This window comes from Mesorhizobium sp. M1A.T.Ca.IN.004.03.1.1 (assembly GCF_003997555.1).
Classification (GTDB): domain Bacteria; phylum Pseudomonadota; class Alphaproteobacteria; order Rhizobiales; family Rhizobiaceae; genus Mesorhizobium.
The window spans coordinates 227627-251274 of record NZ_RZTV01000005.1; the positions used below are offsets into that span (position 1 = coordinate 227627).

The following is a 23648-nucleotide window of genomic DNA, read 5'->3' on the forward strand; positions in this document are numbered from 1 at the left end:
CCCCACCTTGACCTGCAGGCGCGCCTGTCCAGATTGTCGACATGGCCGAAAACAAACCTTTTGTCGGAACAGCCGGATGGACCATACCGGCAGCGCACAGGTCCTCTGTTCCGGCGACGGGCTCGCAATTGGAGCGTTACGCTTCGCGTCTTCCTGTCGTGGAGATCAACTCCTCCTTCTACAAACCGCATCAGCGCGAAACCTATGAGCGCTGGGCGTGCTCGGTCCCGGATCATTTTCGGTTCTCCGTTAAAGTGCCCAAAGCCGCGACTCATGAGCGCCGCCTCATAGATTGCCATGATCTTCTGGATGCTTTCATGGGCGAGGTCGGAGGTCTCGGTGAGAAGCTGTCCGCCCTCTTGGTCCAGCTGCCGCCCAGTCTGCAATTCGACAGGCAGATAGCCAAAAAGTTCTTCGCTTTGTTGCACGACAAGACCGACTGCCGCTTGGTCTGCGAACCGCGTCACGCCAGTTGGTTCGAGCCGGGAGCAGACGCTTTGCTGAGCCGCCTCCGCGTCGGGCGCGTGGCGGCGGACCCTGCCTCAGTTCCCGCCGCTTCCGCGCCCGGCGGCTGGCATGAGCTCGCCTATTTCCGCTTTCACGGCGCGCCGCATGTCTATTTTTCGGACTACGACGCCGGCCGGCTGCTGGAAATCAGCGCCCAGCTCGCCGACGCGGGCGCCTCAGCCACCGAGGTGTGGTGCATTTTCGACAATACGGCGCGCGGGCATGCGCTCGGCAACGCGCTGGCGGTCGATGCGATTATGCGTCAGATGACGTTCAATTCCCTGAACGCCCGCCCCGCCGCGACGCGCTCATATCCGAACGCCGTGCAATCGATCGTCCGATAGCCGCCATGCACGATGAGTTCCGAGAGCGCCTTGCCCACCGCCGGCGCCTGCTGCAGGCCATGGCCGGAGAAGCCGTTGGCGAAGAGGAAGTTTTCCACCTTCGGATGCGGCCCGATAACCGCGTTCTGGTCGAGCGTGTTGTAATCATAATGCCCGACCCAGGCGCGCGTCGGCTTGATCGCCTCGAAGGCTGGGACGCGGGTGGCTAAAGTCGGCCAGATCACGTCCTCGAACAGCGGCCACTCGACCTCGAAATCGTTTGGATCGGGTGCATGGTCGCCTTCCTCCGGCTCGGCGCCGCCGGTGAGATAGACCGAGCCTTCCGGCCGCACATAGATGCCGGAGGGATCGACCAGCAGCGGCATGTCGGCATATTTTTCCCGTGCCTCGAAGACGAAGACGTTGCGCTTGCGCGGCTCGACCGGCAGCGCGAGCCCCGCAAGGGCGGCCACCTTGCCGGCGTTCGGACCGGCGGCATTGACGATGATACCCGCCTCCAGCGTCTCGCCATTGTCGAGGGCGACGCCGGTGACGCGACTGCCCTGGCGCGCGATACCGGTGACCGACGCGGTGATAAAGTCGATCCTCCTCTCGCGCAGCGCCTTACGGAACAGCATCAGCAGCGCATGCGCGTCGAACCAGCCCTCGCCGCCGCGGCCATAGGCGCCCGCGGAAATGCCTTCGGTTGAAAGCCAGGAGAAGCGGCGGGCGAGCTGGCCTGCATCCTCCAGCACGATATCGGCGCCTTCGGCGATCTGCGCCTCGTGATTGGCCTTGAGGATCGGCAGCCCCGCCTCGCCGGCGAGGATCAGATAGCCGCCCTCGCGAAAGCCGATATCGGCATCGGCGCCGAAAGTCTCTTTCAGTCGCCGGAACAGCTTCAGCGTGAATTGCGACAGGCGGATGTTTTCAGGAATGGAAAATTGCTGGCGGATCGAGGCCAGGGACAGCGTCGTCGCCGCTTGCGAGAATTGCGGATCGCGCTCGATCAGCGCGATGGAGCCGGTAAAACCTTCTTCGCGCAGATAGTAGGCGACCGAGGACCCGACGATGGCGCCGCCGATGATGACGATGTCGTAACGCACTTTGTTCTCCGATTCACCGGTCCTCACGCGACCGGCAAATTGATCTCGAAGCGCGCGCCGCGTTCGGAGTCAACCAGCGTTATCGTGCCATCATGCGCTTTCAGGAGGGCCAGCACGATGCCGAGGCCCATGCCGGTGCCGCCGGCCTCGCGTCTTGTGGTGAAGAACGGCTCGAATATTCTTGCGCGATTGGCCGCCGAAATGCCGCCGCCGTCGTCGTCGACGTGGAGGGCCACCCTTTCGCCCGCCTTTTCGGCGCCGACCGTCACCTGCTTCGCGCCGTGCCGTGCGGAATTGTCGACGAGGTTGGCGAGCACGATCGCGAGATTCTCGCCCGAGATGCCGAGGCCGATATCGCTGCCCGATTCGACGCGTACCTCCAGCCTGGCGTCGACCGGCAGCAGCGCCAGCGCCGCGCCGATTGTCGTGCTTTCGCCGCTCGGCGCCAGGTTTTCCGCGCGCGCCAGTTCGAGCAGCCGGCGCACCAAGAGATTGAGCCTCCCGGCATCGGTGACGATGTTGTTGGAAAAACGCCGTCGCTCGTCCTCGTCCATCGTCCCGCCGGAATCCCTGAGCAGCTCGGCCGCGCCCTGGATCGCCGTCAGCGGCGATTTCAGCTCATGCGAGACATGGGTGGCGAAGGTCTGGATGCTGTCGGAGCGCGCCTGGAGTTTTTGCGCCATGTCGAGGAAGGCGGCCGACAGCGCCGCCATCTCGCGCGTGCCGTGATGGGCGAGCGGCCGCATTGCCTCGCGGTCGCCGGCGGCGATGCGTTTGGTGCGCTCGATCAGCGCGTAGATCGGCCGGCTGACGGTGCGGATGAACACCAGCGCGATCAGCAGCGTGCCGCCGAGAATCGCGATCGCCGCGAGCGTGACCTTGCCGCGCTCGCCATAGAGATGTTTCACGATGTTGTTCGGCGTCCGCGACATATAGACCACGCCGGCGACCCTGCCGTCGAGCTCGACCGGCAAGGCGACGAAGACGCGCACCTTGGTGCCGCGACTCACCGAATAGAGCGGCGGCGGCGGCTGGTCGGGGATCCGCAGGCGAAGCTCGCTTGCATAGGCGCCTGCGAGCGCCTGCCGCACCTCCTCGACCGCAACGAAAGACTGTCCGACCTCACCGCCGCCGGCAATCACCACGCCATGCGGATCGAGCAGCCGGAAGCCGGCAAGCGTTGTCTTCTGCGCCTCGTCCAGAATGCCGTCGAGCTTTGCGCCTATGGCCGCGAAGTCCGGATCGGCGGTGGCGGGAACGGCCGCCGGTCGCGACGGCATGACATTGTCGGAGGCAAGGTCGAGCTGCGGCTCGATCGGCTGATAGGGGTAATTATTGTCCCTTGCCGGATCCGCCGAGATCGGCGTTCCCAACCGTTCCGGTGCAATGCCGGCCGCGCGCACCGCATCGGCATAGACGGCGGCAATCACCGCGCCCTGTGCGATGAGCTCGCCCTCGGTCTGGCGGATCAGCTGGTTTTCATAGAGCCGGAAGAAGAACAGGCCGACCAGCGGCAGCGCCATCACCACGATCAGGATGGCGACGACCACGGTGGCGAGCCTGGGCCGCCATTTCTCCTTGCTCAGCCACCGCATCGGCCGAGCCGGAAGCCGACGCCATGCACGGTCGCGATCGCATCCGAACAGCCGACCGCCGCCAACTTGGCGCGGATGTTGCGGATATGGCTGTCGACCGTGCGTTCCGAGACATGGATGTTGGATTGGTAGGCATTGGCCATCACCGCATCGCGGCCAAGCACATGCTGCGGGCGGCCAAGAAAACCTTTCAGAATCGCGAACTCGATCGCTGTTAGGGTGAGCGGCTTGCCTTCAAAGCTCGCAGCATGACTTGCCGGAACCAGCACGAGCTTGCCATGCGCGAACTGACGGTCGTCGGCGTCTTCCTCCACCACCGCCGGGCGCGCCCGCCGCAGGATGACGTTGACGCGGGCAACCAGCTCGCGTGGGCTGAACGGTTTCGTCACATAGTCGTCGCCGCCCATTTCAAGGCCGAGGATACGGTCGATTTCTTCATCGCGGGCCGACAGGAACAGCACCGGCACGTCGGAGCGCTGCCGCAGCCTGCGGCAGACCTCCAGCCCGTCCATCTCCGGCATGCCGATGTCGAGCACGATGAGGTCGGGCGCGCGGCGCTCGACCGCTTGCAGCGCGGCGGCGCCGTCGGCGACGGCGGCCGTCTTCATGCCGGCCTTTTCCAGCGCGAAGCAGATGATCTCGCGGATATGCGGATCGTCGTCGGCGACGAGGATGTTGTGCGGCATGGAATCGGCAGCTCGCTGAATACGGTTTGTCATGACAGGATTAGCAAGCGGGCAGTGCTTGTCGAGAGCGCGCAAAGGCCGCCAGTCGTGAAAGCTGGCGTCAAGACCGAACCGTCCCGAGCGCCGCCGCTCGCATCGCATGCCGCAGCCGTGATCTTGGGATGAAAGGAAGCATGACCGCCGTGATGCGCGGCCTCTGCGGCTCGACCAACCACCAGCCTTCGTTGCGGAGGCGCCGGGGCAGGGACCAGCGGGATCTGTGATGTGTTCGCATGCCGCCTGTTTCGCCGGCGGCTGCGGAAAGCGCGCGGCGGATTGGAGGAGGTTTTCCGCAAGGATTTGCAGATTTCGTGCAGGAGCAAAGTCGTTCAGGCTGGCGCCGCCTCTCACCTGCCTGCCGGCATCCTCTCCCCGTATAGTGACGGGGAGAGGGGCGCTGCCATCGCCGGCTTCGCCAATCGCCAGCATTGCAGGAGCCGACATCGCGGCCAGGCCCTTTCTCCCCGTCACTATACGGGGAGAAATGCCCGGCAGGGCAATGAGGGGCGGCGCCGGCTTCGACAATTAGCCAGAACGCAAATGAGTTCTATGGTGCCGCGCCTTGCCTCACTCGTCTCCAGCCTGCATAGATCGGCCATGACCTCTGACACCTACCGCCCGCGCCGCTCGGTGCTCTACGTGCCCGCTTCGAACGACAAGGCGCTGGCCAAGATCCCGTCCTTGGCCTGCGACGCGGTCATCATCGACCTCGAGGATGGCGTGGCGCTGGCCGACAAGGTTTCCGCCCGCGACAAGCTTACCGGCATCCTCGCCGCGCGGCCGGCGCGCCGCTGCGAGATGGTGGTGCGCATCAATCCGCTCGGCAGTGAATGGGGCATCGACGACCTGTTGACCGTCGCCAAGGCAGAGCCCGACGGCATTCTTTTGCCCAAGATCGGCACGCCGCGCGACATCCTCGAGGCCGGCGACCTGCTCGACGACAATTTCGCCCCAGATACCGTGAAACTCTGGGCGATGATCGAGACGCCCAAGGCGCTGCTCAACGTCGGCGCCATCGCCGAGCTTGGCCGCGATCCCTCTTCCCGCCTCGCTTGTTTCGTCGCCGGAACGAACGATCTGGTGAAGGCAACTGGCATTTCGGCAACGCCCGACCGGCGCTATCTCACGCCCTGGCTGCTGCAGCTTGTGCTCGCCGCCCGCGCCGGCGGCCTCGACGTGATCGACGGCGTCGCCAACGATTTTCGCGACCTCGACGCCCTCGCGCGGGAATGCGCCGAGGCGGCCGCCATGGGTTTTGACGGCAAATCGCTGATCCACCCCGCCCAGATCGAGCCCGCGAACCGCGCCTTTGCGCCGGCGCCGGAGGCGCTGGCCAGGGCGCGGGCGATCAGGGAGGCGTTCTCACGGCCCGAAAATGCCGGCAAAAGCGTCATTGCGCTGGACGGCCGCATGGTCGAGCGGCTGCATCTGGCGGATGCCGAGAAACTTCTGGCGAAGGCCGCAATCATCGGCGCATGATGCGCTCGAGCGATTCCAGGAAAGATAGACAAGCATTGGTCACGACAGGGTCGAAAATGAAACTCTACCGCTTTCTGTCCGGTCCGGACGATTCCACTTTCTGCCATAAGGTGACGGCGGCCCTGAACAAAGGCTGGCACCTGTTCGGCTCGCCGACCTATGCCTATGACAAGACGACCAAGTCGATGCGCTGCGGCCAGGCCGTGGTGAAGGATATCGAGGGCCAGGAATACACCTCGGACACCAAGCTCAGCGATTGGTAGGAAAGGGCGGCAGCCCTCTCATTCGTCACCCCGCCGCTGCCTGCTCGGCCGCTTCCTCGATCCGCTCCATGTCGTCGTCCGACAGGCCGAAATGGTGGCCGATTTCGTGGATCAGCACGTGAGTGACGATGTCGCCCAGCGTCTCCTCGTTCTCGGCCCAATAGTCGAGAATGGCGCGGCGATAGAGCGTGATGCGGTTCGGCCCCTCGCCGGTCTGCGGGTTCCAGCGCTCGGCGATGCCGCGCCCCTCGAACAGGCCAAGCAGGTCGAAGGGCGTCTCCAGCGACAGGTCGTCCATGATCTCGTCGGTCGGAAAATCGGCGATCTGGATGATGATCTCGCCGGTGAGCTTGCGGAACTCCTCCGGCAGATGGGCGTAGGCCTCCAGCGCCAGAAGTTCCATCTCGTCCATCGATGGCGAGAGTTGGTCGTGCCAGATGCGGGTCTTGTAGATGCGGGCCATGAGGTTTCCTTTGACCTCGGCATATAGGCTTTCGCGCCTGTCGAGGCAAATGGGCCCGGCTGGCTGGGTCTTGGAAGCTGAAAGCCGAAGGAATAAATTCCTTGCGACTCCGCTTGACTCTTCCAGGCCCCTCTGGAATCTATAAGAACATAACAGGAACAAGTGCTGCCGAAAGTGAACGTCATGGCGATAAGCGTCGTGGCGCGGGAAACTGTTTTTGCCCTGCGCCGCCAGATCGCAAAGATCGAGGGAACGCTGCCCGAGCGCCTGGAAGCGCCGGCTTCCGGCGCGCCAAAAGCGATTCCAGGAACAGTGCGAAGCGGTTTTTCGTCCGGACTTGCAAAAAAACAAATAGCTGGCGATGCCGCGGGATCGGATGTCACCCCCGAAATCACCATCGTCCGGCGCGGCCTCGCTGTGGCCTCGCCGGATGCCTTCCTGCATACCGGCGTAGAACGCCTCGACACCGCCCTCGGCGGCGGCCTGCCCAAGGCGGCGCTCAGTGAAATCCATGGGCTGGAGACCCGCGATGCCGGCGCCGTGGCCGGCTTTGCGCTGTCGCTCGCCAGCCTGATCCTCCAACAGAAGCAGGGCCTGCCGGTCCTCTGGATCGGAACGGCGGAGATTTTCCGCGAGGCCGGCTTTCCCTATGCCAGGGGCCTCCACGCCTTCTTCGGCATCGAGCCCGAACAATTGCTGTTTTCCGAAGCGCCGAAACTGCTCGACGCGCTGTGGATCGCCGAGGAGGCCGCCCGCATGACGGCCTTCGCCGCCGTCCTCCTCGAGATCCGCGGCAGCCCGCGGCTTCTCGACCTTACCGCGACGCGGCGGCTGCACGCCCGCGCCCAGAGCGCCGGCCGGCCAGTATTTTTGCTGCGTCAGGCCGGCCAGGCCGAGCCCACCGCGGCGCCCGTGCGCCTCATTGTTTCGGCAGCGCCCGCGGCGAGCCGCGAAACGCTCGCCGGCGCGCTGGCCGGCTCGATCGGCCGCCCCGCCTTCACCGTCGATATCGGCAAGAGCCGCACGGCCCTGCCCGGACAATTCACACTGGAGTGGAACCCCGATGAGCACGCTTTTGCCGAAAGAAGGCCCGAGGAAGAGCGGGCAGCGAATTCTGTCGCTGTGGTTCCCCTATCTTTGCGCGGAGCGGATCCTGCGCCAGCGTCTGGGGCGGTCCTGGCGTTCCCGGCCCTCGCATCACCTGCCCCCATCTTGCCCACCGCTTGTGATCAGCCATCGCGACAGCAACGCCCAGCGCATCGCAGCCCTCGACGAGCGGGCTGAGGCGCTGAAGCTGAAGCGCGGCATGGGCATTGCCGACGCGCGCGCCATGCATCCGTCGATCGATGTGGTGGAGGCCGACCCGGAAGCCGACCGCCGCCTGCTCGAAGGCCTCGCCGACTGGTGCGACCGCTACACGCCGCTGGTGGCGATCGACGGCGAGGACGGGCTGTTTCTCGACGTCACCGGCTGCACGCACCTGTTTGGTGGCGAGCGGGCCATGCAGGACGAGATCCTCACCCGTTTCTTCCAGCAGGGTTTCGATGTTCGCGCCGGCCTCGCCTCGACGCCGGGCGCCGCCTGGGCGGCGGCGCGCTTCCACGGCGACCGCATTGTGGCCGGCGGCGAGGAGGCGGCGCTGCTTTCGCCCCTGCCGCTTTCGGCGCTGCGCATCGCGCCCGAAACCCGCGCCAGCCTGGAAAGCGTCGGCCTGCGCACGGCGGGGGCGGTGATGGCCGCACCCCGCGCGCCGCTCGCCCGCCGCTTCGGCGCCACCTTGCTTCTGCGCCTCGACCAGGCGCTCGGCCGGCTCGACGAGGCGGTGTCGCCGCGCCTTCCCGTGGCGCCGCTCTCGGTCGAGCGCCATCTTGCCGAGCCGATCGTGCTCACCGACGACATCGAGCGGCTGGTGAGCCGGCTTGCCGTGGCCTTGAAGGCCGACCTCGAGCGCCGCGGCGAAGGCGCGCGGGCGCTCGCCCTTCTCCTCTTTCGCGTCGACGGCCTCGTCAGCCGCATCGCGGTCGGCACCTCGCGCCCCATGCGCGAGCCGCAGCTGATCCGAAAGCTGTTTCACGAACGGCTGACCGCGCTGGAACAGACCATCGATGCCGGCTTCGGCTTCGACCTCGTGCGGCTGTCGGTGCTTTCGGTCGCCGCCTTCGACATGCTCCAGGGCGACCTTGCCGGCGAGACAAGCGACGATGACGCCGACATCGCTTTATTCGCCGACCGCGTGCGTGCCCGTCTCGGCGAAGCCGCCGTGCTGAAGCCGGTCATCGTCGATAGCCACCTGCCGGAGCGCGCCGTTACCACGGTTCCTTTCGCAGAGGCGCCGCAAAGGCGCATGCCGCCGAAGCCCGACCGGACAGCACCTCCGATGACCATCTTCCCGCCGGAGCGGCCGGTACGGCTGTTCCGCTCGCCCGAGCCGATCGAGGTGCCGGCGACCGAGATCCCCGAGGGCCCGCCGATGAATTTCCGCTGGCGGCGCGCGCTTTACCGCGTCGCCCGCGCTGAAGGGCCGGAGCGCATCGCCGCCGAATGGTGGCGGCAGATGCCCGGCGAGGAAGAGGCGCCGACGCGCGACTATTACCGCATCGAGGACAGCGAGGGGCGCCGCTACTGGCTCTACCGCCAGGGCCTCTACAGCAGCGCCTCGCAGGCCGCGCCGCGCTGGTTCATGCACGGCGTCTTCGCATGAACGCGCTGACCGCCATCCCCTATGCCGAGTTCGGCATCCAGTCGAACTTTTCCTTCCTGCGCGGCGCCTCCAAGCCCGAGGAACTGGTGGTCACGGCGAAATTCTATGGCTTTTCCTCGATCGGCCTTGCCGACCGCAACACGGTCGCCGGCGTCGTGCGCGCCTGGCAGCAGGCCAGGGTCGAGAAGCTGGCCTATCATCCCGGTTGCCGCCTGGTTTTCTGCGACGGCACGCCGGACATTCTGGCTTACCCCCGCGACCGCAAGGGCTGGGGGCATCTCTGCCGCATGCTGACGCAGGCCAATCTGCGCGACGAGAACGAGAAGGGCGCGACGCTGCTCGAACTCAGCGACCTTCTCGAATGGGGCGATCTGATGTCGCTGGCGATCCTGCCCAACCTGTCGGGAGGCGCGGAAGACAATCTGACGCTCATTAGCCGGCTTAAGGATCGTTTCGGCGCCGCGCTTCGGCTCGCCGTGGCGCCTGATTACGGCGGCAACGACCGCTTCCGCATCGAGCAGGCGGCGGCGATGGCCCAACATCTGCACATCCCGCTGATGGCGACCAACGACGTGCTCTATCATGCCGCCGACCGCCGACCGCTGCAGGACGTGCTGACCGCGATCCGCCTCAACACGCCGGTTTCCGAGGTCGGGCTGGAGCTGACGGCAAATGCCGAGCGTCATCTGAAGACACCGCTGGAGATGGCGCGGCTTTTCCGCCGGCACCCTGAAGCGCTGGCGGAGACGCTGCGCTTCGCCGACGAGCTCACCTTCTCGCTCAGCGACCTCGAATACAATTATCCGGACGAGCCGACGGAATCCGGCCTCGGACCGCAGGCCGAGCTCGAACGCCTGGCGCGGGAAGGAGCGGCCGTGCGCTATCCGGCCGGGGTCCCGGAAGAAGTGCTGCGGCGCATCGGCAGCGAGCTCGCTTTGATCGAGCGGCTGAACTATGCGCGCTATTTCCTGACCGTCTATGACATCGTGAAATTCGCCCGCAGCAAGGGCATCCTTTGCCAGGGGCGCGGCTCGGCCGCCAATTCGGTCATTTGCTTCTGCATCGGCATCACCGAGGTCGGCCCTGACCGGATCGATGCCCTCTTCGAGCGCTTCATCTCCGAGAAACGTAACGAGCCTCCCGACATCGACGTCGACTTCGAGCATGAACGGCGCGACGAGGTCATCGCTTATATTTACGAGAAATACAGCGCCAAGCGCACGGCGCTGGCCGCCGCCGTCATCAGCTATCGCGGCCGCTCCGCCCTGCGCGAGGTGGCGAAGGCCATGGGCTTGTCCGAAGACGTCCGGAGCGCCCTGTCGAGCACCATCTGGGGCTGGTCGACCTCGGAGCTCGGCGAAAGGGAAGCCAATGCCGGCGGCCTCGACCGCGCCGATCCGCTGTCGCGGCAGGTGCTGGAACGCGCCAACGAGATCATCGGCTTCCCCCGCCATCTCTCCCAGCATGTCGGCGGCTTCGTCATCACCCGCGACCGGCTCGACGAGGTCGTGCCCATCGTCAAGACGGCGATGGAAGAGCGCAAGATGGTCGAGTGGGACAAGGACGATCTCGACGCGGTGAAGATCCTCAAGGTGGATGTGCTGGCGCTCGGCATGCTGACCTGCCTGAAGCGAGCCCTGGCCTTGCTCACGCATCATTATCCGCAGGCGCGTGACAAATACGGCCGGCCGCATCAGTTGAGCTCGCTGCCGCCGGAGGACCCTCGCGTCTACGACATGATCTGCCGGGCCGACACGCTGGGCGTCTTCCAGATCGAATCGCGCGCCCAGATGTCGATGCTGCCGCGGCTTCAACCGCGTGAGTTCTACGATCTCGTCATCGAGGTGGCGATCGTGCGGCCCGGCCCGATCCAGGGCGACATGGTGCACCCCTATCTGCGTAGACGGCAGGGCAAGGAGCAAGCCGAATACCCGAAGCCGGAACTGAAGGAGATTCTCGGCAAGACGCTGGGCGTGCCGCTGTTCCAGGAGCAGGCGATGAAGATCGCCATCGTTGCCGGCGGCTTCCAGCCGGGCGAGGCCGATGAGCTGCGGCGCGCAATGGCCACCTTCAAGCGCACCGGCACGATCGGCAACTACCGCCAGCGCATGATCGACGGCATGGTCGACAAGGGCTACCAAAAGGAATTCGCCGAGCGTTGCTTCAAGCAGATCGAAGGCTTTGGCGAATATGGCTTTCCGGAAAGCCACGCCGCCTCCTTCGCGCTGCTGGTCTATGCCTCCTGCTGGTTCAAGACCTTCTATCCCGACGTGTTCTGCGCCGCGATTTTGAACTCGCAGCCGATGGGATTCTATCAGCCGGCCCAGCTCGTTCGCGACGCGCGCGACCATGGCGTGGAGGTGCGCGAGGTCGATATCAACCATTCCGTCTGGGATTGCACGCTGGAGAAGTCCGGTTTCGATCCTTCGCGCATCCTCGAACGCCATGCCTCGATGCGCGGCGTCATCGAGACGGCTCATACGGTGCGGCTCGGCTTCCGTCAGATCAAGGGGCTTTCGGAGGAACGGATGGAGGCCGCCGTCGCCCGGCGCGGCGGCGGCTATCGATCGGTCAGGGATGTCTGGCTGCGTTCGGGCCTCGATGTCGGCGAGATCGAAAGGCTGGCCCAGGCAGACGCCTTCCGCTCGCTCGGCCTCGACCGACGCGCGGCGCTCTGGGAGGTGCGCGCGCTGGACGGCAGGAGCGCAGCCGAGAAACTGCCGCTGTTCGACCAGCCCACGCTCCGCCTGCGCGAGCTGGAGCCCGAGACGAAGCTGCCGAAAATGCCGCTCGGCGAGCATGTCGTCCACGACTATCGCTCGCTCGGCCTGTCGCTGAAGGAACATCCCATCGCCTTCCTGCGCGAGCGGCTTGACCGCGCCGGCATCACCCCTAATGTCCGCCTGCCGTCGGTGCGCGACGGCCGCCGCGTCACCGTCGCCGGCCTGGTGCTGGTGCGCCAGCGCCCCGGCAAAGGCAATGCGATCTTCCTAACGCTGGAGGACGAAAAGGCGATCGCCAATGTCATCATCTGGCCGCGCGTCTTCGACCGCTTCCGCTCTATCGTGATGGGCGCACGCTTCATCCGCGTCACCGGCAAGCTGCAGCAGGAATCGGATGTCATCCACATCGTCGCCGACAGGATCGAGGATTTGACGCCCTGGCTGAGCGTCCTCCTGCAGGAGCCGCCCACCATCGAGCATCAGCCCGCCGGGTCATCGAATGGACCGGAGCGCTCCGCGAACCGCAGCCTGCCGGTGGAGCGGCAGGATGTCGACGCCCTGTCGGGCGCGGCGCAACGGGTCATGCCCAAGGGGCGCAATTTCCAGTAGCGGCAACCGGCCCGCCGGCGCGATTCACGACGGACCGCCGAGCCGCGGCGGCGGCTTGAGCGCGTCTTCGGCCGAGATCGTGCGCGCTTCCGAAGGCAGCATGATCGGGATGCCGTCACGCACCGGATAGGCAAGCTTCGCCACGCGCGAGATCAGTTCGCTGCGCTCGGCGTCCCAGGTCAACGGTCCTTTGGTCAGCGGGCAGGCGAGCAGTTCCAGCAATTTCGGGTCGACCGTGGCTTTGCGCCCGTCACGTCCGTCCGCCATCTCGCTTTTCCATTGTCCAACTGCCGCCGGCCTAAGTGTTGAGATTCAGGTCAGGCCGATTTCACCTGAATCATTGCGCTTACTGCAGGCTCGAGCCAAAATCCTCATCCTCGCGCGCCAGCGTAATTTCGGTGATGGCGATCAGCGTCTCGGCGCGCGTCTTCAGGTCCGCCGCCTCGAGCAGGGCCTGCTTCTCGGCCGGCCCATAGGGCGCCATCATCGACAGCGCGTTGACCAGCATGGCGTTCTCCGCGCGGCTCACGCTTTCCCAGTCGGCCTCGAGGTCGTTGGCCTGCAGATAGGCGCGGAACGCCTTGAGCAGGGCAGGGCGGTCGACCTCGGCACCGGCCGGATCCTCCTCGAGATCGGCGAGGAAGGGTGCCATCCGGCATTGCCGGAACGGCGTCTTGACCGCCAGCTCATCCGTGACGCGGAAGCGGCAGACGCCTTGCAGCGAGATCAGGTAGCGCCCGTCGCCGGTCTCGGCAAGCGAGATGATGCGCCCGGCACAGCCGACGCTGCAAAGCTCGGGCTCGCCGTCGTCGCGCAACGCGCCGTCGAGGCTGGGCTGGATCATGCCGATCAACCGCGGCCCGGCCATCGCCTCATCGATCATCTCCAGGTAGCGCGGCTCGAAAATGTTGAGCGGCATGCGGCCGCCGGGCAGCAGCAGCGCCCCGGCGAGCGGAAACACCGGGATCCTCGACGGCAGATCCCTGGCGAGCCGGTAGCGGGCGTTTCCGACCTGCACCTCAACCCTCCGCCTGCACTTCAACTCTCGAAAGCGTCGCCGGGCAGCGTATCAATCTGCGATCTCCTCTTACGCAACCCAAGCCCGTTTAAACCCTCAACCGGCAGGGGCAAGCCGCTGCCGCCTATCTGGCGCAGTTGGCGCCTTGCGCAAGACCTCCTGGCAAAAGGGGCCAGCAGCAAAGCCGGCAAAACGCTCAGGAGAACAACAGCGACGACAGCTTGCGCCGCGCCGACAGCGTCGCCTCGTCGGTCATCCCCCATGCCTCGAAGAACTTCAAGAGCTGCGCACGCGCGCCATCGTCGTTCCACGTCCGGTCGGCCCTGACGATCGCCAGCAGGTTGTCGGCGGCCTGCATCCGCTCGCCGCGCGCATTCTGCACCATCGCCAGGTCGAACCGCGCCTGGTGATCGTTTGGATTGGCGGCGAGCCGGCGTTCGAACTCGGCCGGATTGCCGAGCGCGGCGGCTTCCGCCGCGAGCGTCATCTTGGCGCGCAGAGCGGCAAGCGCCGGCGCATCCTTCTTGTCCTCCGGCGCCTTGGCAAGCACCGCCTCGGCGCCTTGGCTGTCGCCGGCCTCGAAAAGGATCTCGCCGAGCCCGGCGATGGCCTCGATGGTTTCGGGCGACTGCTCGAGGATCGCATCATAGATGTCGGCCGCGGTCTGGGTGTCGCCCGCCTCGCGCGCCTCGGCGGCCGCGGCCAGCGCTTCGGTGATCTGCGGCGCGCCGCCGCCGCCCTTGCCGCCGACCTTCTGGATGAACTGCGTGATCTGGCTTTCCGGAATGGCGCCCATGAAGCCGTCGACCGGCTGGCCGTCCTTGAAGGCGATGACCGCGGGAATCGACTGGATGCCGAGCTGGCCGGCGACCGAGGGATGGTCGTCGATGTTCATCTTGACCAGCCTGACCTTGCCGCCGGCAGCTTTGACCGCCTTTTCGAGCTGCGGCGTCAGCTGCTTGCACGGGCCGCACCAGGGCGCCCAGAAGTCGACCAGCACCGGCTGGCGGCGCGATTCCTGGATGACGTCGGCCGCGAACGTCGCGGTCGTCGTGTCCTTGACGACATCCGTGGCCGCAGGCGCCTCGCCGAGCGAGACCTTGCCGCGGTCCGCCCCGCCATATTGCACGGATTGGGCGTACTGGCCGGCATTGCCGCCAAATGAGCCGCTGAACGGATTGTTGTCACTCATGTCGTCGCCCTTTCGGTCGCGTCGTCGCCGGCTTCGGGGTGCGGCGCGTTATTATCGGATTTCGGTTTCGCCATCCATGTGGCGATCAGCCCGAGACTTTCAAGATAACAGGATCGTGGCCCGTTGCCTCGACGAATTTGACGAGATCGGCAGCGGCGATGGCCGTCGTCGCCTCATTGGTCAGCGGATGGCCGTTGATGACGTCGTGGCTCATCAATTCCTGGTCCAGAACCACCTTGATCCGCCCGGCCGTGTCGTTGATCAGGCCGAAGATGGTAACCGCGCCGGGAATGACGCCGAGCAGCTCCATCAGCATTTCCGGCTTGCCGAAGGAGACGCGGCTGGCGGCGCCGATCAGATGGTGGATTTGCTTGAGGTCCACCACGGCCTCCTCGCCGACGGTGACGAGAAAGTAATTGTCCTTCTTGTCCTTGAGGAAGAGGTTCTTGGTGTGGCCGCCCGGGATCTCTCCGCGCAGCGCCTGCGAATCGGCGACCGTGAACAAGGGCGGGTGGCGCACCGTCGAGACGGAAATGCCGAGATCGGCAAGAAAGGCGTTAAGCTCGGCTTCGGTCTTCGGCATCGGTCCTCGCATCATCGGGAAAGCTTGTGCCGTTTACGGCCAACGATGCCCTTGGGGCAAGATCGCCCGGCTGGGCCAACGCAATCCGCCGGCTCGAAACCAACCTTCCCTATAGGAAGAGCTAGCTCCAAAAAGACCGTCATTTCCCTGTTGCAATCGCCGCGCTCTTCGGCCATATAGGCGCGGCTTGCGGCCCAAGGCCGCGCGAGCGGGTGTAGCTCAGGGGTAGAGCACAACCTTGCCAAGGTTGGGGTCGGGCGTTCGAATCGCCTCACCCGCTCCAGTTTCCTTCAGGGGATCAAGCAAACGAAAAGCCGCGGTTTTCCGCGGCTTTTTCGCGTTTGTAGCCTTCAGAACAAGATTCCGTTCCCCGCCATTCCCCATACCGCGGCGGCGCAGTGAACGATCCCGATCGGCAGCGCCAGCAACGGCTTGCAGCGGATCAGAAGGATATAGGTCGTGAATTGGGCGCATGCGGCGAGCAGCCCAGGCAAAGCGCCAGCGCCCGCCATCATCAGCAGCATCATCCAGGGGACCACGACGAAACCGGGAACGTTCGTTCCGTGCCCTGCGCCCATCGTGAAAAGCGCGATGAGGAACCCGACAAGGCCCAGGCCGACGCCGGCCGCGATTGTCTTCAGCATGACGCTGCTCTCCGCGATTTGTTGCTCGGCCCATGCTGGCCGGGCAAAATAGAGGAACGTCGCGACGGAAAGGAAGCGCCCTGCCGCCTGATCCTGACGGGTTGCCGCCTTTGCTGGAACAAATTCAGGAAAGTCCCTAACGGCTCGTCCTCCTCGCCGAAGCCTTCAGTCCGGAATTGCGCAAAAAAGGAAGTCGAGCGGTTCGGCGTTTCCATAAAACGAACCGCTCTACCCAAGCCTCGCCCTCGTCGTCCTCGGCGTCGCCAACAGCAGGCTCGTCTCGCTGCCGGTGATCCCGGGGATCAGCCGGATGCGACGCAGCACGGCGTCGAAGTCCGTGAGTGAGGCGGTGCCGAGTTCGACCACCAGGTCCCAGCGGCCGTTGGTGGTGTGGATGGTCGACACCTCGGGAAAGCCGCCGAGCGCCCTGATCACGCGGTCCGCGGCATGGCCCTCGATCTCGATCATCATCACGCCGCGTATCCTCTGGTCAACCGTGTCGGCGCGCAGCACCACCGTGTAGCCGATGATCTCGCCGGACTTTTCCAGCCGCTCCATCCGCGCCCTGACCGTCGCGCGAGAGACGCCGAGATCGAGCGCAAGATCGGAGACGCTGCGCCGCGCATCGTGCCTCAGAAGCGTCACCAGTCTCTCGTCGAGCGCGTCCATTTTGACCATTTCGAGCAGCCGATATGCCCACTATGATAAATCGACCTTTTCGAAATGCCAATTTACCCTGTTCAAACCGCCAGGCAGCGGTGGTTCACTTCCGCAAATCAAACGCAAAAGCGGAAAGAAGTGATGCGCTGCAGGATCGTCGGCGCGCCGGTGCAGGACGGCGCGGGCAGGATGGGATGCGAGATGGGGCCGAGCGCGCTGCGCACCGCAGGGCTTGTCTCGGTGCTGTCGGAGCTTGGCCATGAGGTCGAGGACTGGGGGGCGGTTGAGAAGGCGGCGGCGCGCCCTGTCGCTCATGGCAATCTCGCCCTGAAGGCGCTGCCCGAAATCTCCGCCTGGACGGCGGCGATTTCCGAGACCGCCTACGCCGCGTCGAAGGATGCCATGCCGATCTTCCTCGGCGGCGACCACTCGATCTCCGCCGGCACGGTCTCCGGCGTGGCGCGCCGCGCCGCCGACCGCGGCCGGCCGCTCTTCGTGCTGTGGCTCGACGCCCACCCGGATTTCCACACGCTCGACACCACCACCAGCGGCAATCTGCACGGCGTGCCGCTCGCCTATGCCAGCGGCCGTCCCGGCTTCAACGGCTATTTCCCCGACCTGCCCGCCGCAGTCGACCCGGCCCGCGTCTGCACCATGGGCCTGCGCAGCGTCGATTCTGCCGAGCGCCGCGCGCTGAAGGAAGCGGGTGTGACCGTGCACGACATGCGCGCCATCGACGAGCACGGCATCGCCCCGCTGCTGCGCGCTTTCCTGGCCAGGATCGAAGAGGCAAACGGGCTGCTGCATGTCAGCCTCGACGTCGACTTCCTCGACCCCTCGATCGCGCCGGCCGTCGGCACCACGGTTCCCGGCGGCGCCACCTTCCGCGAGGCGCATCTGGTGATGGAGATGCTCTCCGACAGCGGCCTGGTCTCCAGCCTCGACCTGGTCGAACTGAACCCGTTCCTCGACGAACGCGGCCGTACCGCGACCCTGATGGTCGACCTTACCGCCAGCCTGATGGGCCGCCGCATCATGGACCGCCCGACCCGCAGCCATTCCGGAAGCCTCTGATCATGACCCAGCCGTCCCGCCTTGCCATCGTCCCCTTCGTCAGCGTCGACCGCATGATGAAGCTTGTGCTCGCCATCGGCCTCGAGCGCTTCCTCACCGAGCTTGCCGGCTATATCGAGGAGGATTTCCGCCGCTGGGAGCTGTTCGACAAGACGCCGCGCGTCGCCTCGCACAGCCATGACGGCGTCATCGAGCTGATGCCGACCAGCGACGGCCGCCTCTACGGCTTCAAATATGTCAACGGCCACCCGAAGAACATGCGCGAAGGCCGCCAGACCGTCACCGCCTTCGGCGTGCTCGCCGATGTCGGCTCCGGCTATCCGATGCTCTTGACCGAGATGACGATCCTGACGGCGCTGCGCACCGCCGCGACCTCGGCGGTTGCCGCCAAATATCTGGCACCGAAAGGGTCGCGCGCCATGGCCATCATCGGCAACGGCGCCCAGTCCGAGTTCCAGGCCGTCGCGTTCAAGGCGCTGCTCGGCATCGACCGGCTGCGGCTCTACGACATCGACCGCTCTGCTTCCGAAAAATGCGCCCGCAACCTCGCCGGCAAGGGCTTCGACATCACCATCTGTTCGACCGGGCAGGACGCGGTGGAAGGCGTCGACATCATCACCACGGTGACCGCCGACAAGCAGTACGCCACCATCCTCACCGACAACATGGTCGGCTCCGGCGTCCACATCAACGCCGTCGGCGGCGACTGTCCCGGCAAGACCGAGCTGCACCGCGATATCCTTTTGCGCTCCGACATCTTCGTCGAGTTTCCGCCGCAGACGCGCATCGAGGGCGAGATCCAGCAGCTCGACGCCGATCATCCGGTCACCGAGCTGTGGCAGGTCATGACCGGCCAGGCCGAGGGCCGCAAGACGAAGGAGCAGATCACGCTGTTCGATTCCGTCGGCTTCGCCACGGAGGATTTTTCCGCGCTGCGCTATGTCCGCGACCAGCTCCAGGCGACCGGCCTCTACGAGGAGCTCGACCTGCTTGCCGACCCCGACGAGCCGCGCGACCTGTTCGGCATGCTGCTCAGGGCCGCCATGCAACCTGCCGCGTGAGGGAATGAGCGCATAATCGCCCCCCTTGAGGGCCCTTGCGGGGGAGATGGCCGGCAGGCCAGAGGGGGTCGCCTCGCGTGGAGCGGCAACCTCCATCTGCCGCAGCAGGCCGAGTCCAGTCGGACCGACCCCCTCTGTCGCCTTCGGCGACATCTCCCCCTCAAGAGGGGAGATTACACGCTACTTCTGCAAAGCCGCGCAGCTTTCCCTCTCCACCAGCACTGGCGCCAGCACCTCGCGGCGCGACGGCGCCTCCGGCTCGCCGACGCGCTCGAGCAGCAGGCTCACCGCCCGCGTTCCGATCTTTTCGACCGGCTGCGCGATCGTCGTTAGCGGCGGCCATGTGGTGACCGCATAGGGGATGTCGTCGAAACCGATCAGCGACATGTCGTCGGGCACCCGCAAGCCGCGCGTGCGCAGCGCGGTGATGGCGCCCATGGCCATCAAATCGTTGCAGGCGAACACCGCCGTGATCTCCGGCGCCTGCGTCATCAGCCGCTCCATCGCCAGGCGTCCGCCGGCGAAATGATAGTCGGAATCGACCACCGACGAAGCAGGCAGGTCGATACCTGCCTCCGCGAGTGCCCGGGTAAAACCGCGCAGGCGGGCCGGGCTGGAGCTCGAATCGCGCGGACCGCCGATGACGCCGATTTTGCTGTGGCCGAGCCCGACCAGATGGCGCCCGGCGAGATAGCCGCCGTGATCGTGGTCGACCAGCACGGAATCGACATGGACAGAATGGATCTCGCGGTCGAGCAGCACCGCCGGCAGGGCGGCGGACAGGTGCGAGAACACCCGCGCATGGTCTGACGAACCGGCGAAGATCAGCCCGTCGATCTGCTTTGCCATCAACACCGACAGATAGCGCTCTTCCTTCTCGGCGCTGCCATCCGAGTTGCACAGGATCACCGTATAGCCGGCCACGAAGCCGGCATCCTCGATCTGGCGCGCCACGCTGGCGAAGAACGGGTTGGAATTGTCCGGGAGCAGCAGGCCGATGGTCTTGGTCTCCCCGCGTCTCAGGCTCCGCGCCAGCGAGTTCGGGCTGTAGCGCAGGGCGGTTATCGCGGCGCGCACGCGCTCGGCCGTCTCCGGCTCGACATGGCGCGTGCGGTTCATCACATGCGAGACCGTTGCGACGGACACCCCCGCATAGCGCGCGACATCGGCAATTGTGGTCATGGTTCCCTCTGACCCTCTAGCGGATCCTCCGCAACAGCCTCTCCCGATAAGCGTCTAGGATGACGGCGAGCACGATGACAAGGCCAATCACGATCGGTTTGAAATTGTCGCCGACGCCGAGCAACTGCAGCCCGGTGCTGAGCACCTGCAGGATGCAGGCGCCGACCAGCGTGCCGATGATCGAGCCCTTGCCGCCGCTGAGGCTGGTGCCGCCGATGATGACGGCGGCGATTGCATTGAGCTCGTAGCCGACGCCGGCGATCGGGCTGCCGATGTTCAAGCGCAGCAGATAGACCATGGCCGCGATGCCGGCCGTCAGCCCGCTGATGGTGAAGGCCGCGACCTTGTAGAAATCCGGATCGTGGCCGGAGAGGCGCACCGCCTCGTCATTGGTGCCGACGGCGAAGATCATGCGGCCGAACACGGTGAAGCGCAGCACGAACCAGCCGGCCGCGATCACCAGCACCGCGACCAGGAAGATCGACGGCAGGAAGCCGCCGATGATCAGATTGCCGAAATCGACGAAACTCTGCGGCAGGCCGGTGATGGTCGAATTGTCGCTGACCACGCGCGCGGCGCCCGCCGCCATGTTGAGCATGCCGAGCGTGACGATGAAGGACGGGATCTTCCAGCGCGTCGAGATCCAGCCGTTGAGGAAGCCGCAGGCAGCACCGGTCGCCATGCAGGCGAGCAGCGCCAAAGTGATCGCGACGGCCGGCGACAGGCTTTCGTCGATCATGACGGTGGCGCCGACCACGGTGCAGAGCGCCAGCACCGAGCCGACCGAAAGGTCGATGCCGCCGGTGAGAATGACGAAGGTCATGCCGGCGGCGAGCACCGTGTTGATGGCGATCTGCACGAAGATCTTCAGCGCATTGCCGGGCGTGGCGAAGTAAGGCGCTGTGAGCGAGAAGAACAGCGTGATCAGCACCAGCGCCAGAAGCACGCCGGCGTCGCGGATCAGGAAGCGCAGGAACTTCGCCCTGCCGGGAGAAACAGGCGCCGACACGAGGGTTTCGGACGTCTCGCTCATGGTCGCACATACTCCTGGTAGGCGAGCGACAGGATACGCTCCTGGTCGAATTCGGCTCGCGGCACCTCGCCGACGATTTTGTTCTTGGAAAAGACGATAATGCGATGGCACATGCCCATCAGCTCCGGCAGGTCGGAAGACACCATGACAATGCCTTTTTGAGCCGCCGCCAGCATCCACAGAAGCTGGTAGATGTCGCGCCGCGCGCCGATGTCGACGCCGCGCGTCGGCTCGTCGAGGATCAGCGTCGAGGTGCCGCGGAACAGCCATTTGGCCAGCACCACCTTCTGCTGGTTGCCGCCCGAGAGATTGCGCACCGCCTGCTCGATCGAGCTTGCCTTGACGCGCAGCTGGCCGATGAGATCGTTCGCTGCCGCGGCTTCGGCCCGGCGGTTGACCAGCCCGTGGCGCGACACCTTGCCGAGATCGGTGATGGTGATGTTCTTGTCCACGGCCAGATCGAGCAGCAGGCCCTGGCCTTTGCGATCCTCGGTAAGCAGGCTGAGCCCATGCCGCACGGCATTCTTGGGCGCCGTGATCGCCACCGGCTTGCCGTCGATCTCGACGACGCCGTCGAGCCTCGGATCGGCGCCGAACAGGGCCCGCATGGCTTCGGTCCGGCCGCTGCCGACCAGACCGGCGACGCCCAAGATCTCGCCGTGGCGGACGTTGAAGGAAATTTCGGGCGTCACGGCGCTGCGCTTCAGATTTGTGACGCTGAGCGCGACCTTGCCCGGCACGATCGAGGCGTCGAAGCCGAATTCGTCGGCGATGTCGCGGCCGATCATCATGCGCACGACATCCGGCACGCTGAGGCCGTGGAGGTCGCGGGTCGCGACCAGCCTGCCGTTGCGCAAGATTGTCACCCGGTCGCCGATCTCGAACACTTCGTGCAGCCGGTGCGAGATGTAGATGATGGTGACACCCCTGGCCTTCAGCCGCTTGATGATAGCGAACAGCCGCCCGATCTCCGGCGGCGTCAGCGTCGCCGTCGGCTCGTCGAGCACCAGCAGCTTGCTGTCGTAGCTCAGCGCCTTGGCGATCTCGACCAGCTGCATCTGCGCGACGCCAAGCGCTTCGACCCGCGTCCTCGGATCGACATCGAGCCCGACTTCCTTGAGCAGCGCGACGGCGCGCCGGTTGAGCGCCTTGCGGTCGACGATGCCGAAGGCGCGGCGCAGCAGGTTTTCCAGCATCAGGTTCTCGGCGATGCTGAGATAGGGCAGTAGGTTCAGCTCCTGGTGCACGATGCGGATGCCGCTTAGCTGCGCGTCATGCGGCGTCTTCGGCTGATAGGGCTGGCCGTTGAAGGCGATCGTCCCGCTGTCCGGCTGGTAAATGCCGGCCAAGAGCTTGATCAGCGTCGATTTGCCGGCGCCGTTCTCGCCGAGGACGATATGCGTCTCGCCGCGCGCGATCGACAGCGAGACGTCGCTCAGCGCGACCACGCCGGGAAAGATTTTTCCTACCCCTTCAAGGGAAAGAACCACATCGTCCATGCAGCAATCCTGAATGGCGCTCATCGCCGCCGGCTGCTTGCCGGCGGCGATGATGAGACAAGCGAATGGATGGCGCCAGAGGGAGTCCCGGCGCCTGTGCTCGCCTCAGGCGGTGATCAGCTTGACGTCGGTCTTGACCCAGCCCGAGAACTTCTCGCCGGCAAGCTCGCGCAGGCCGTAGTCGATGCCCATGGCCGCCATCTGCGCGCCATACTGCTCGACCGTGGCGAGCATCTTGCCTTCCTTGAGCAGCGGGCCGACGGCCGGAATGTTGTCGAAGCCGACCACCTTGATCTGACCCGACTTGCCGGCCGCGTCGATCGCCTTGACCACGCCGAGCGCCATCGAGTCGTTTGCCGCCATCACGCCCTGGATGTCCGGGTGCTGCGTCAGGAAGTTGGTCATCAGCGTGTTGGCTTCCTCGGTCTCCCAATGCGCGGTCTTGGAATCGAGCAGGTCGAGGCCGTGCTCCTTCACAGAATCGTCGAAGCCGAGCTTGCGCTGCTTGGCGTTGTCGGCTTCCGGATTGCCTTCGAGGATGACGACCTTGCCACCCTTGCCCAGCGCCTTGCCGAGCGCGTCGCCGGCGAGCTTGGCGCCGGCTCGGTTGTCCGGCCCGAAGAAGGCAAGGTCGATGCCGGCCTTCTTCTTGGCCTCATCGTCGAGCGCGACGTCGATGTTGATGACCTTGATGCCGGCCTTCAGCGCCTTGGCGATCGGCGTGACCATCGCCTTCGAATCGGCCGGCGCCACGACGATGATGTTGTAGTTCTGGGTGATGAAGTTCTCGATCGCATCGACTTGCGCGGCGAAATCGCGCTCGTCCTTCATGCCGACGGCGGCGAAATCGAACTTGTCCTTGTTCTTGGCCGCATAGTCCTCCGCGCCGGCCTGCATCTGCTTGAAGAACTCGTTGGCCAAAGACTTCATGACCAAGCCTACCTTCGGCTTGTCGGCCGCAAACGCCGGACCGAACGGCAGCGCAAGCGCGCCGGCCGCCAGCGCGCTTGTCTTGAGGAACCGACGACGCGAAAACGATCCCAGGTCGAGCCCGCGGGTATTTGAAACCTTGCTCATGCTTTCCTCCTCCTGAATGGGCGTAATCGGTTACGTAACCGATTACGCCAAAAACTACTGCTTGTCTTCGTCGGATGTCAACATGCTCGCGGAGGAAGCGTACCCGAGCAGCCTGCCGGGCGGATATCGCA

The 23648-nt window shown here is 65.5% G+C and carries 22 protein-coding genes and 1 tRNA gene; 9 read left to right on the forward strand and 14 right to left on the reverse strand.

The annotated features are described in order from the left end of the window. Nucleotides 1-41: 41 nt before the first annotated feature. Nucleotides 42-851, forward strand: a complete 810-nt coding sequence (locus EOD29_RS18185) for a DUF72 domain-containing protein (protein WP_127247371.1) — start codon at nucleotides 42-44, stop codon at nucleotides 849-851. Here EOD29_RS18185 and EOD29_RS18190 read toward each other — a convergent pair. Genes EOD29_RS18190 through EOD29_RS18200 form a run of 3 tightly spaced genes read right to left on the reverse strand, consistent with a single transcriptional unit; the run spans nucleotide 770 to nucleotide 4217 of the window. Next, entirely contained in the window at nucleotides 770-1936 is a 1167-nt protein-coding gene (locus EOD29_RS18190; protein ID WP_127247372.1) for an FAD-binding oxidoreductase, read from the reverse strand. The genes EOD29_RS18185 and EOD29_RS18190 overlap by 82 nt on opposite strands. Nucleotides 1937-1959: 23 nt before the next feature. Then, nucleotides 1960-3531, reverse strand: coding sequence for a HAMP domain-containing sensor histidine kinase (locus EOD29_RS18195; protein ID WP_127215298.1), 1572 nt, complete (start codon nucleotides 3529-3531; stop codon nucleotides 1960-1962). Then, nucleotides 3519-4217, reverse strand: coding sequence for a response regulator transcription factor (locus tag EOD29_RS18200; RefSeq protein ID WP_067323595.1), 699 nt, complete (start codon nucleotides 4215-4217; stop codon nucleotides 3519-3521). Before EOD29_RS18200 ends, EOD29_RS18195 begins: the two co-directional genes overlap by 13 nt. Before the next feature lie 636 nt (nucleotides 4218-4853). On the opposite strand from EOD29_RS18200, the gene EOD29_RS18210 reads away from it, so the two are divergent. Then, nucleotides 4854-5735, forward strand: a complete 882-nt coding sequence (locus tag EOD29_RS18210) for a CoA ester lyase (protein ID WP_164763781.1) — start codon at nucleotides 4854-4856, stop codon at nucleotides 5733-5735. 56 nt (nucleotides 5736-5791) lie between these two features. After that, nucleotides 5792-5998, forward strand: a complete 207-nt coding sequence (locus EOD29_RS18215; protein ID WP_095776719.1) for a DUF1737 domain-containing protein — start codon at nucleotides 5792-5794, stop codon at nucleotides 5996-5998. 25 nt (nucleotides 5999-6023) lie between these two features. Here EOD29_RS18215 and EOD29_RS18220 read toward each other — a convergent pair whose 3' ends face one another. Continuing rightward, entirely contained in the window at nucleotides 6024-6461 is a 438-nt protein-coding gene (locus tag EOD29_RS18220; RefSeq protein WP_066991616.1) for a metallopeptidase family protein, read from the reverse strand. 183 nt (nucleotides 6462-6644) lie between these two features. On the opposite strand from EOD29_RS18220, the gene EOD29_RS37170 reads away from it, so the two are divergent. From EOD29_RS37170 to EOD29_RS18235, 3 genes are read left to right on the forward strand one after another with little or no spacing between them, the layout of a single operon-like run. Next, the gene (locus EOD29_RS37170) at nucleotides 6645-7745 is read left to right on the forward strand and encodes a hypothetical protein (protein ID WP_127247535.1); all 1101 of its coding nucleotides are present in this window, start codon (nucleotides 6645-6647) and stop codon (nucleotides 7743-7745) included. Next, a complete protein-coding gene (locus EOD29_RS18230) occupies nucleotides 7687-9162 on the forward strand; it encodes a DUF6504 family protein (RefSeq protein WP_095831751.1) in 1476 nt (491 codons plus the stop codon). Before EOD29_RS37170 ends, EOD29_RS18230 begins: the two co-directional genes overlap by 59 nt. Beyond that, nucleotides 9159-12494 carry an error-prone DNA polymerase gene (locus EOD29_RS18235; protein ID WP_127247373.1) on the forward strand — a complete coding sequence of 1112 codons (3336 nt, stop codon included), beginning with the start codon at nucleotides 9159-9161 and terminating at the stop codon, nucleotides 12492-12494. Before EOD29_RS18230 ends, EOD29_RS18235 begins: the two co-directional genes overlap by 4 nt. A gap of 24 nt (nucleotides 12495-12518) precedes the next feature. Here the strand turns inward: EOD29_RS18235 and EOD29_RS18240 are convergent, their stop codons facing one another. From EOD29_RS18240 to EOD29_RS18255, 4 genes are all read right to left on the reverse strand, one after another. After that, nucleotides 12519-12761, reverse strand: coding sequence for a Trm112 family protein (locus EOD29_RS18240; RefSeq protein ID WP_067323589.1), 243 nt, complete (start codon nucleotides 12759-12761; stop codon nucleotides 12519-12521). 79 nt (nucleotides 12762-12840) lie between these two features. Then, complete coding sequence (locus EOD29_RS18245; protein ID WP_095777066.1) at nucleotides 12841-13512, reverse strand: LON peptidase substrate-binding domain-containing protein; 672 nt, start codon at nucleotides 13510-13512, stop codon at nucleotides 12841-12843. Nucleotides 13513-13708: 196 nt separating this feature from the next. Then, complete coding sequence (trxA, locus tag EOD29_RS18250) at nucleotides 13709-14704, reverse strand: thioredoxin (protein WP_127247374.1); 996 nt, start codon at nucleotides 14702-14704, stop codon at nucleotides 13709-13711. Nucleotides 14705-14789: 85 nt separating this feature from the next. Beyond that, on the reverse strand, nucleotides 14790-15287 hold the full coding sequence (locus EOD29_RS18255) for a prolyl-tRNA synthetase associated domain-containing protein (protein WP_095799582.1): 498 nt from the start codon (nucleotides 15285-15287) through the stop codon (nucleotides 14790-14792). Nucleotides 15288-15495: 208 nt separating this feature from the next. Between EOD29_RS18255 and EOD29_RS18260 the strand changes: the two genes are divergently transcribed. Continuing rightward, a tRNA-Gly gene (locus EOD29_RS18260) sits at nucleotides 15496-15570 on the forward strand. Nucleotides 15571-15637: 67 nt separating this feature from the next. Here EOD29_RS18260 and EOD29_RS18265 read toward each other — a convergent pair. Then, nucleotides 15638-15931 (reverse strand): hypothetical protein, encoded by a 294-nt coding sequence (locus EOD29_RS18265; protein WP_095799581.1) that lies wholly within the window; start codon nucleotides 15929-15931, stop codon nucleotides 15638-15640. Nucleotides 15932-16159: 228 nt separating this feature from the next. After that, the gene (locus EOD29_RS18270) at nucleotides 16160-16600 is read right to left on the reverse strand and encodes an Lrp/AsnC family transcriptional regulator (RefSeq protein WP_095799946.1); all 441 of its coding nucleotides are present in this window, start codon (nucleotides 16598-16600) and stop codon (nucleotides 16160-16162) included. A gap of 132 nt (nucleotides 16601-16732) precedes the next feature. On the opposite strand from EOD29_RS18270, the gene rocF reads away from it, so the two are divergent. Beyond that, on the forward strand, nucleotides 16733-17665 hold the full coding sequence (gene rocF / locus EOD29_RS18275; protein ID WP_095825136.1) for an arginase: 933 nt from the start codon (nucleotides 16733-16735) through the stop codon (nucleotides 17663-17665). A 2-nt stretch (nucleotides 17666-17667) separates the two neighbouring features. Continuing rightward, entirely contained in the window at nucleotides 17668-18726 is a 1059-nt protein-coding gene (locus EOD29_RS18280; RefSeq protein WP_067323575.1) for an ornithine cyclodeaminase, read from the forward strand. Nucleotides 18727-18906: 180 nt separating this feature from the next. Here the strand turns inward: EOD29_RS18280 and EOD29_RS18285 are convergent, their stop codons facing one another. From EOD29_RS18285 to EOD29_RS18300, 4 genes are all read right to left on the reverse strand, one after another. Further along, nucleotides 18907-19908: a substrate-binding domain-containing protein gene (locus tag EOD29_RS18285; protein ID WP_066991595.1), complete on the reverse strand. Its 1002-nt coding sequence runs from the start codon at nucleotides 19906-19908 to the stop codon at nucleotides 18907-18909. Between the two features lie 16 nt (nucleotides 19909-19924). Further along, nucleotides 19925-20941 (reverse strand): ABC transporter permease, encoded by a 1017-nt coding sequence (locus EOD29_RS18290; protein WP_127247375.1) that lies wholly within the window; start codon nucleotides 20939-20941, stop codon nucleotides 19925-19927. Beyond that, nucleotides 20938-22440 carry a sugar ABC transporter ATP-binding protein gene (locus EOD29_RS18295; protein WP_127247376.1) on the reverse strand — a complete coding sequence of 501 codons (1503 nt, stop codon included), beginning with the start codon at nucleotides 22438-22440 and terminating at the stop codon, nucleotides 20938-20940. Before EOD29_RS18295 ends, EOD29_RS18290 begins: the two co-directional genes overlap by 4 nt. 105 nt (nucleotides 22441-22545) lie before the next feature. Continuing rightward, nucleotides 22546-23517: a sugar ABC transporter substrate-binding protein gene (locus tag EOD29_RS18300; RefSeq protein ID WP_095776731.1), complete on the reverse strand. Its 972-nt coding sequence runs from the start codon at nucleotides 23515-23517 to the stop codon at nucleotides 22546-22548. Nucleotides 23518-23648 lie beyond the last annotated feature (131 nt).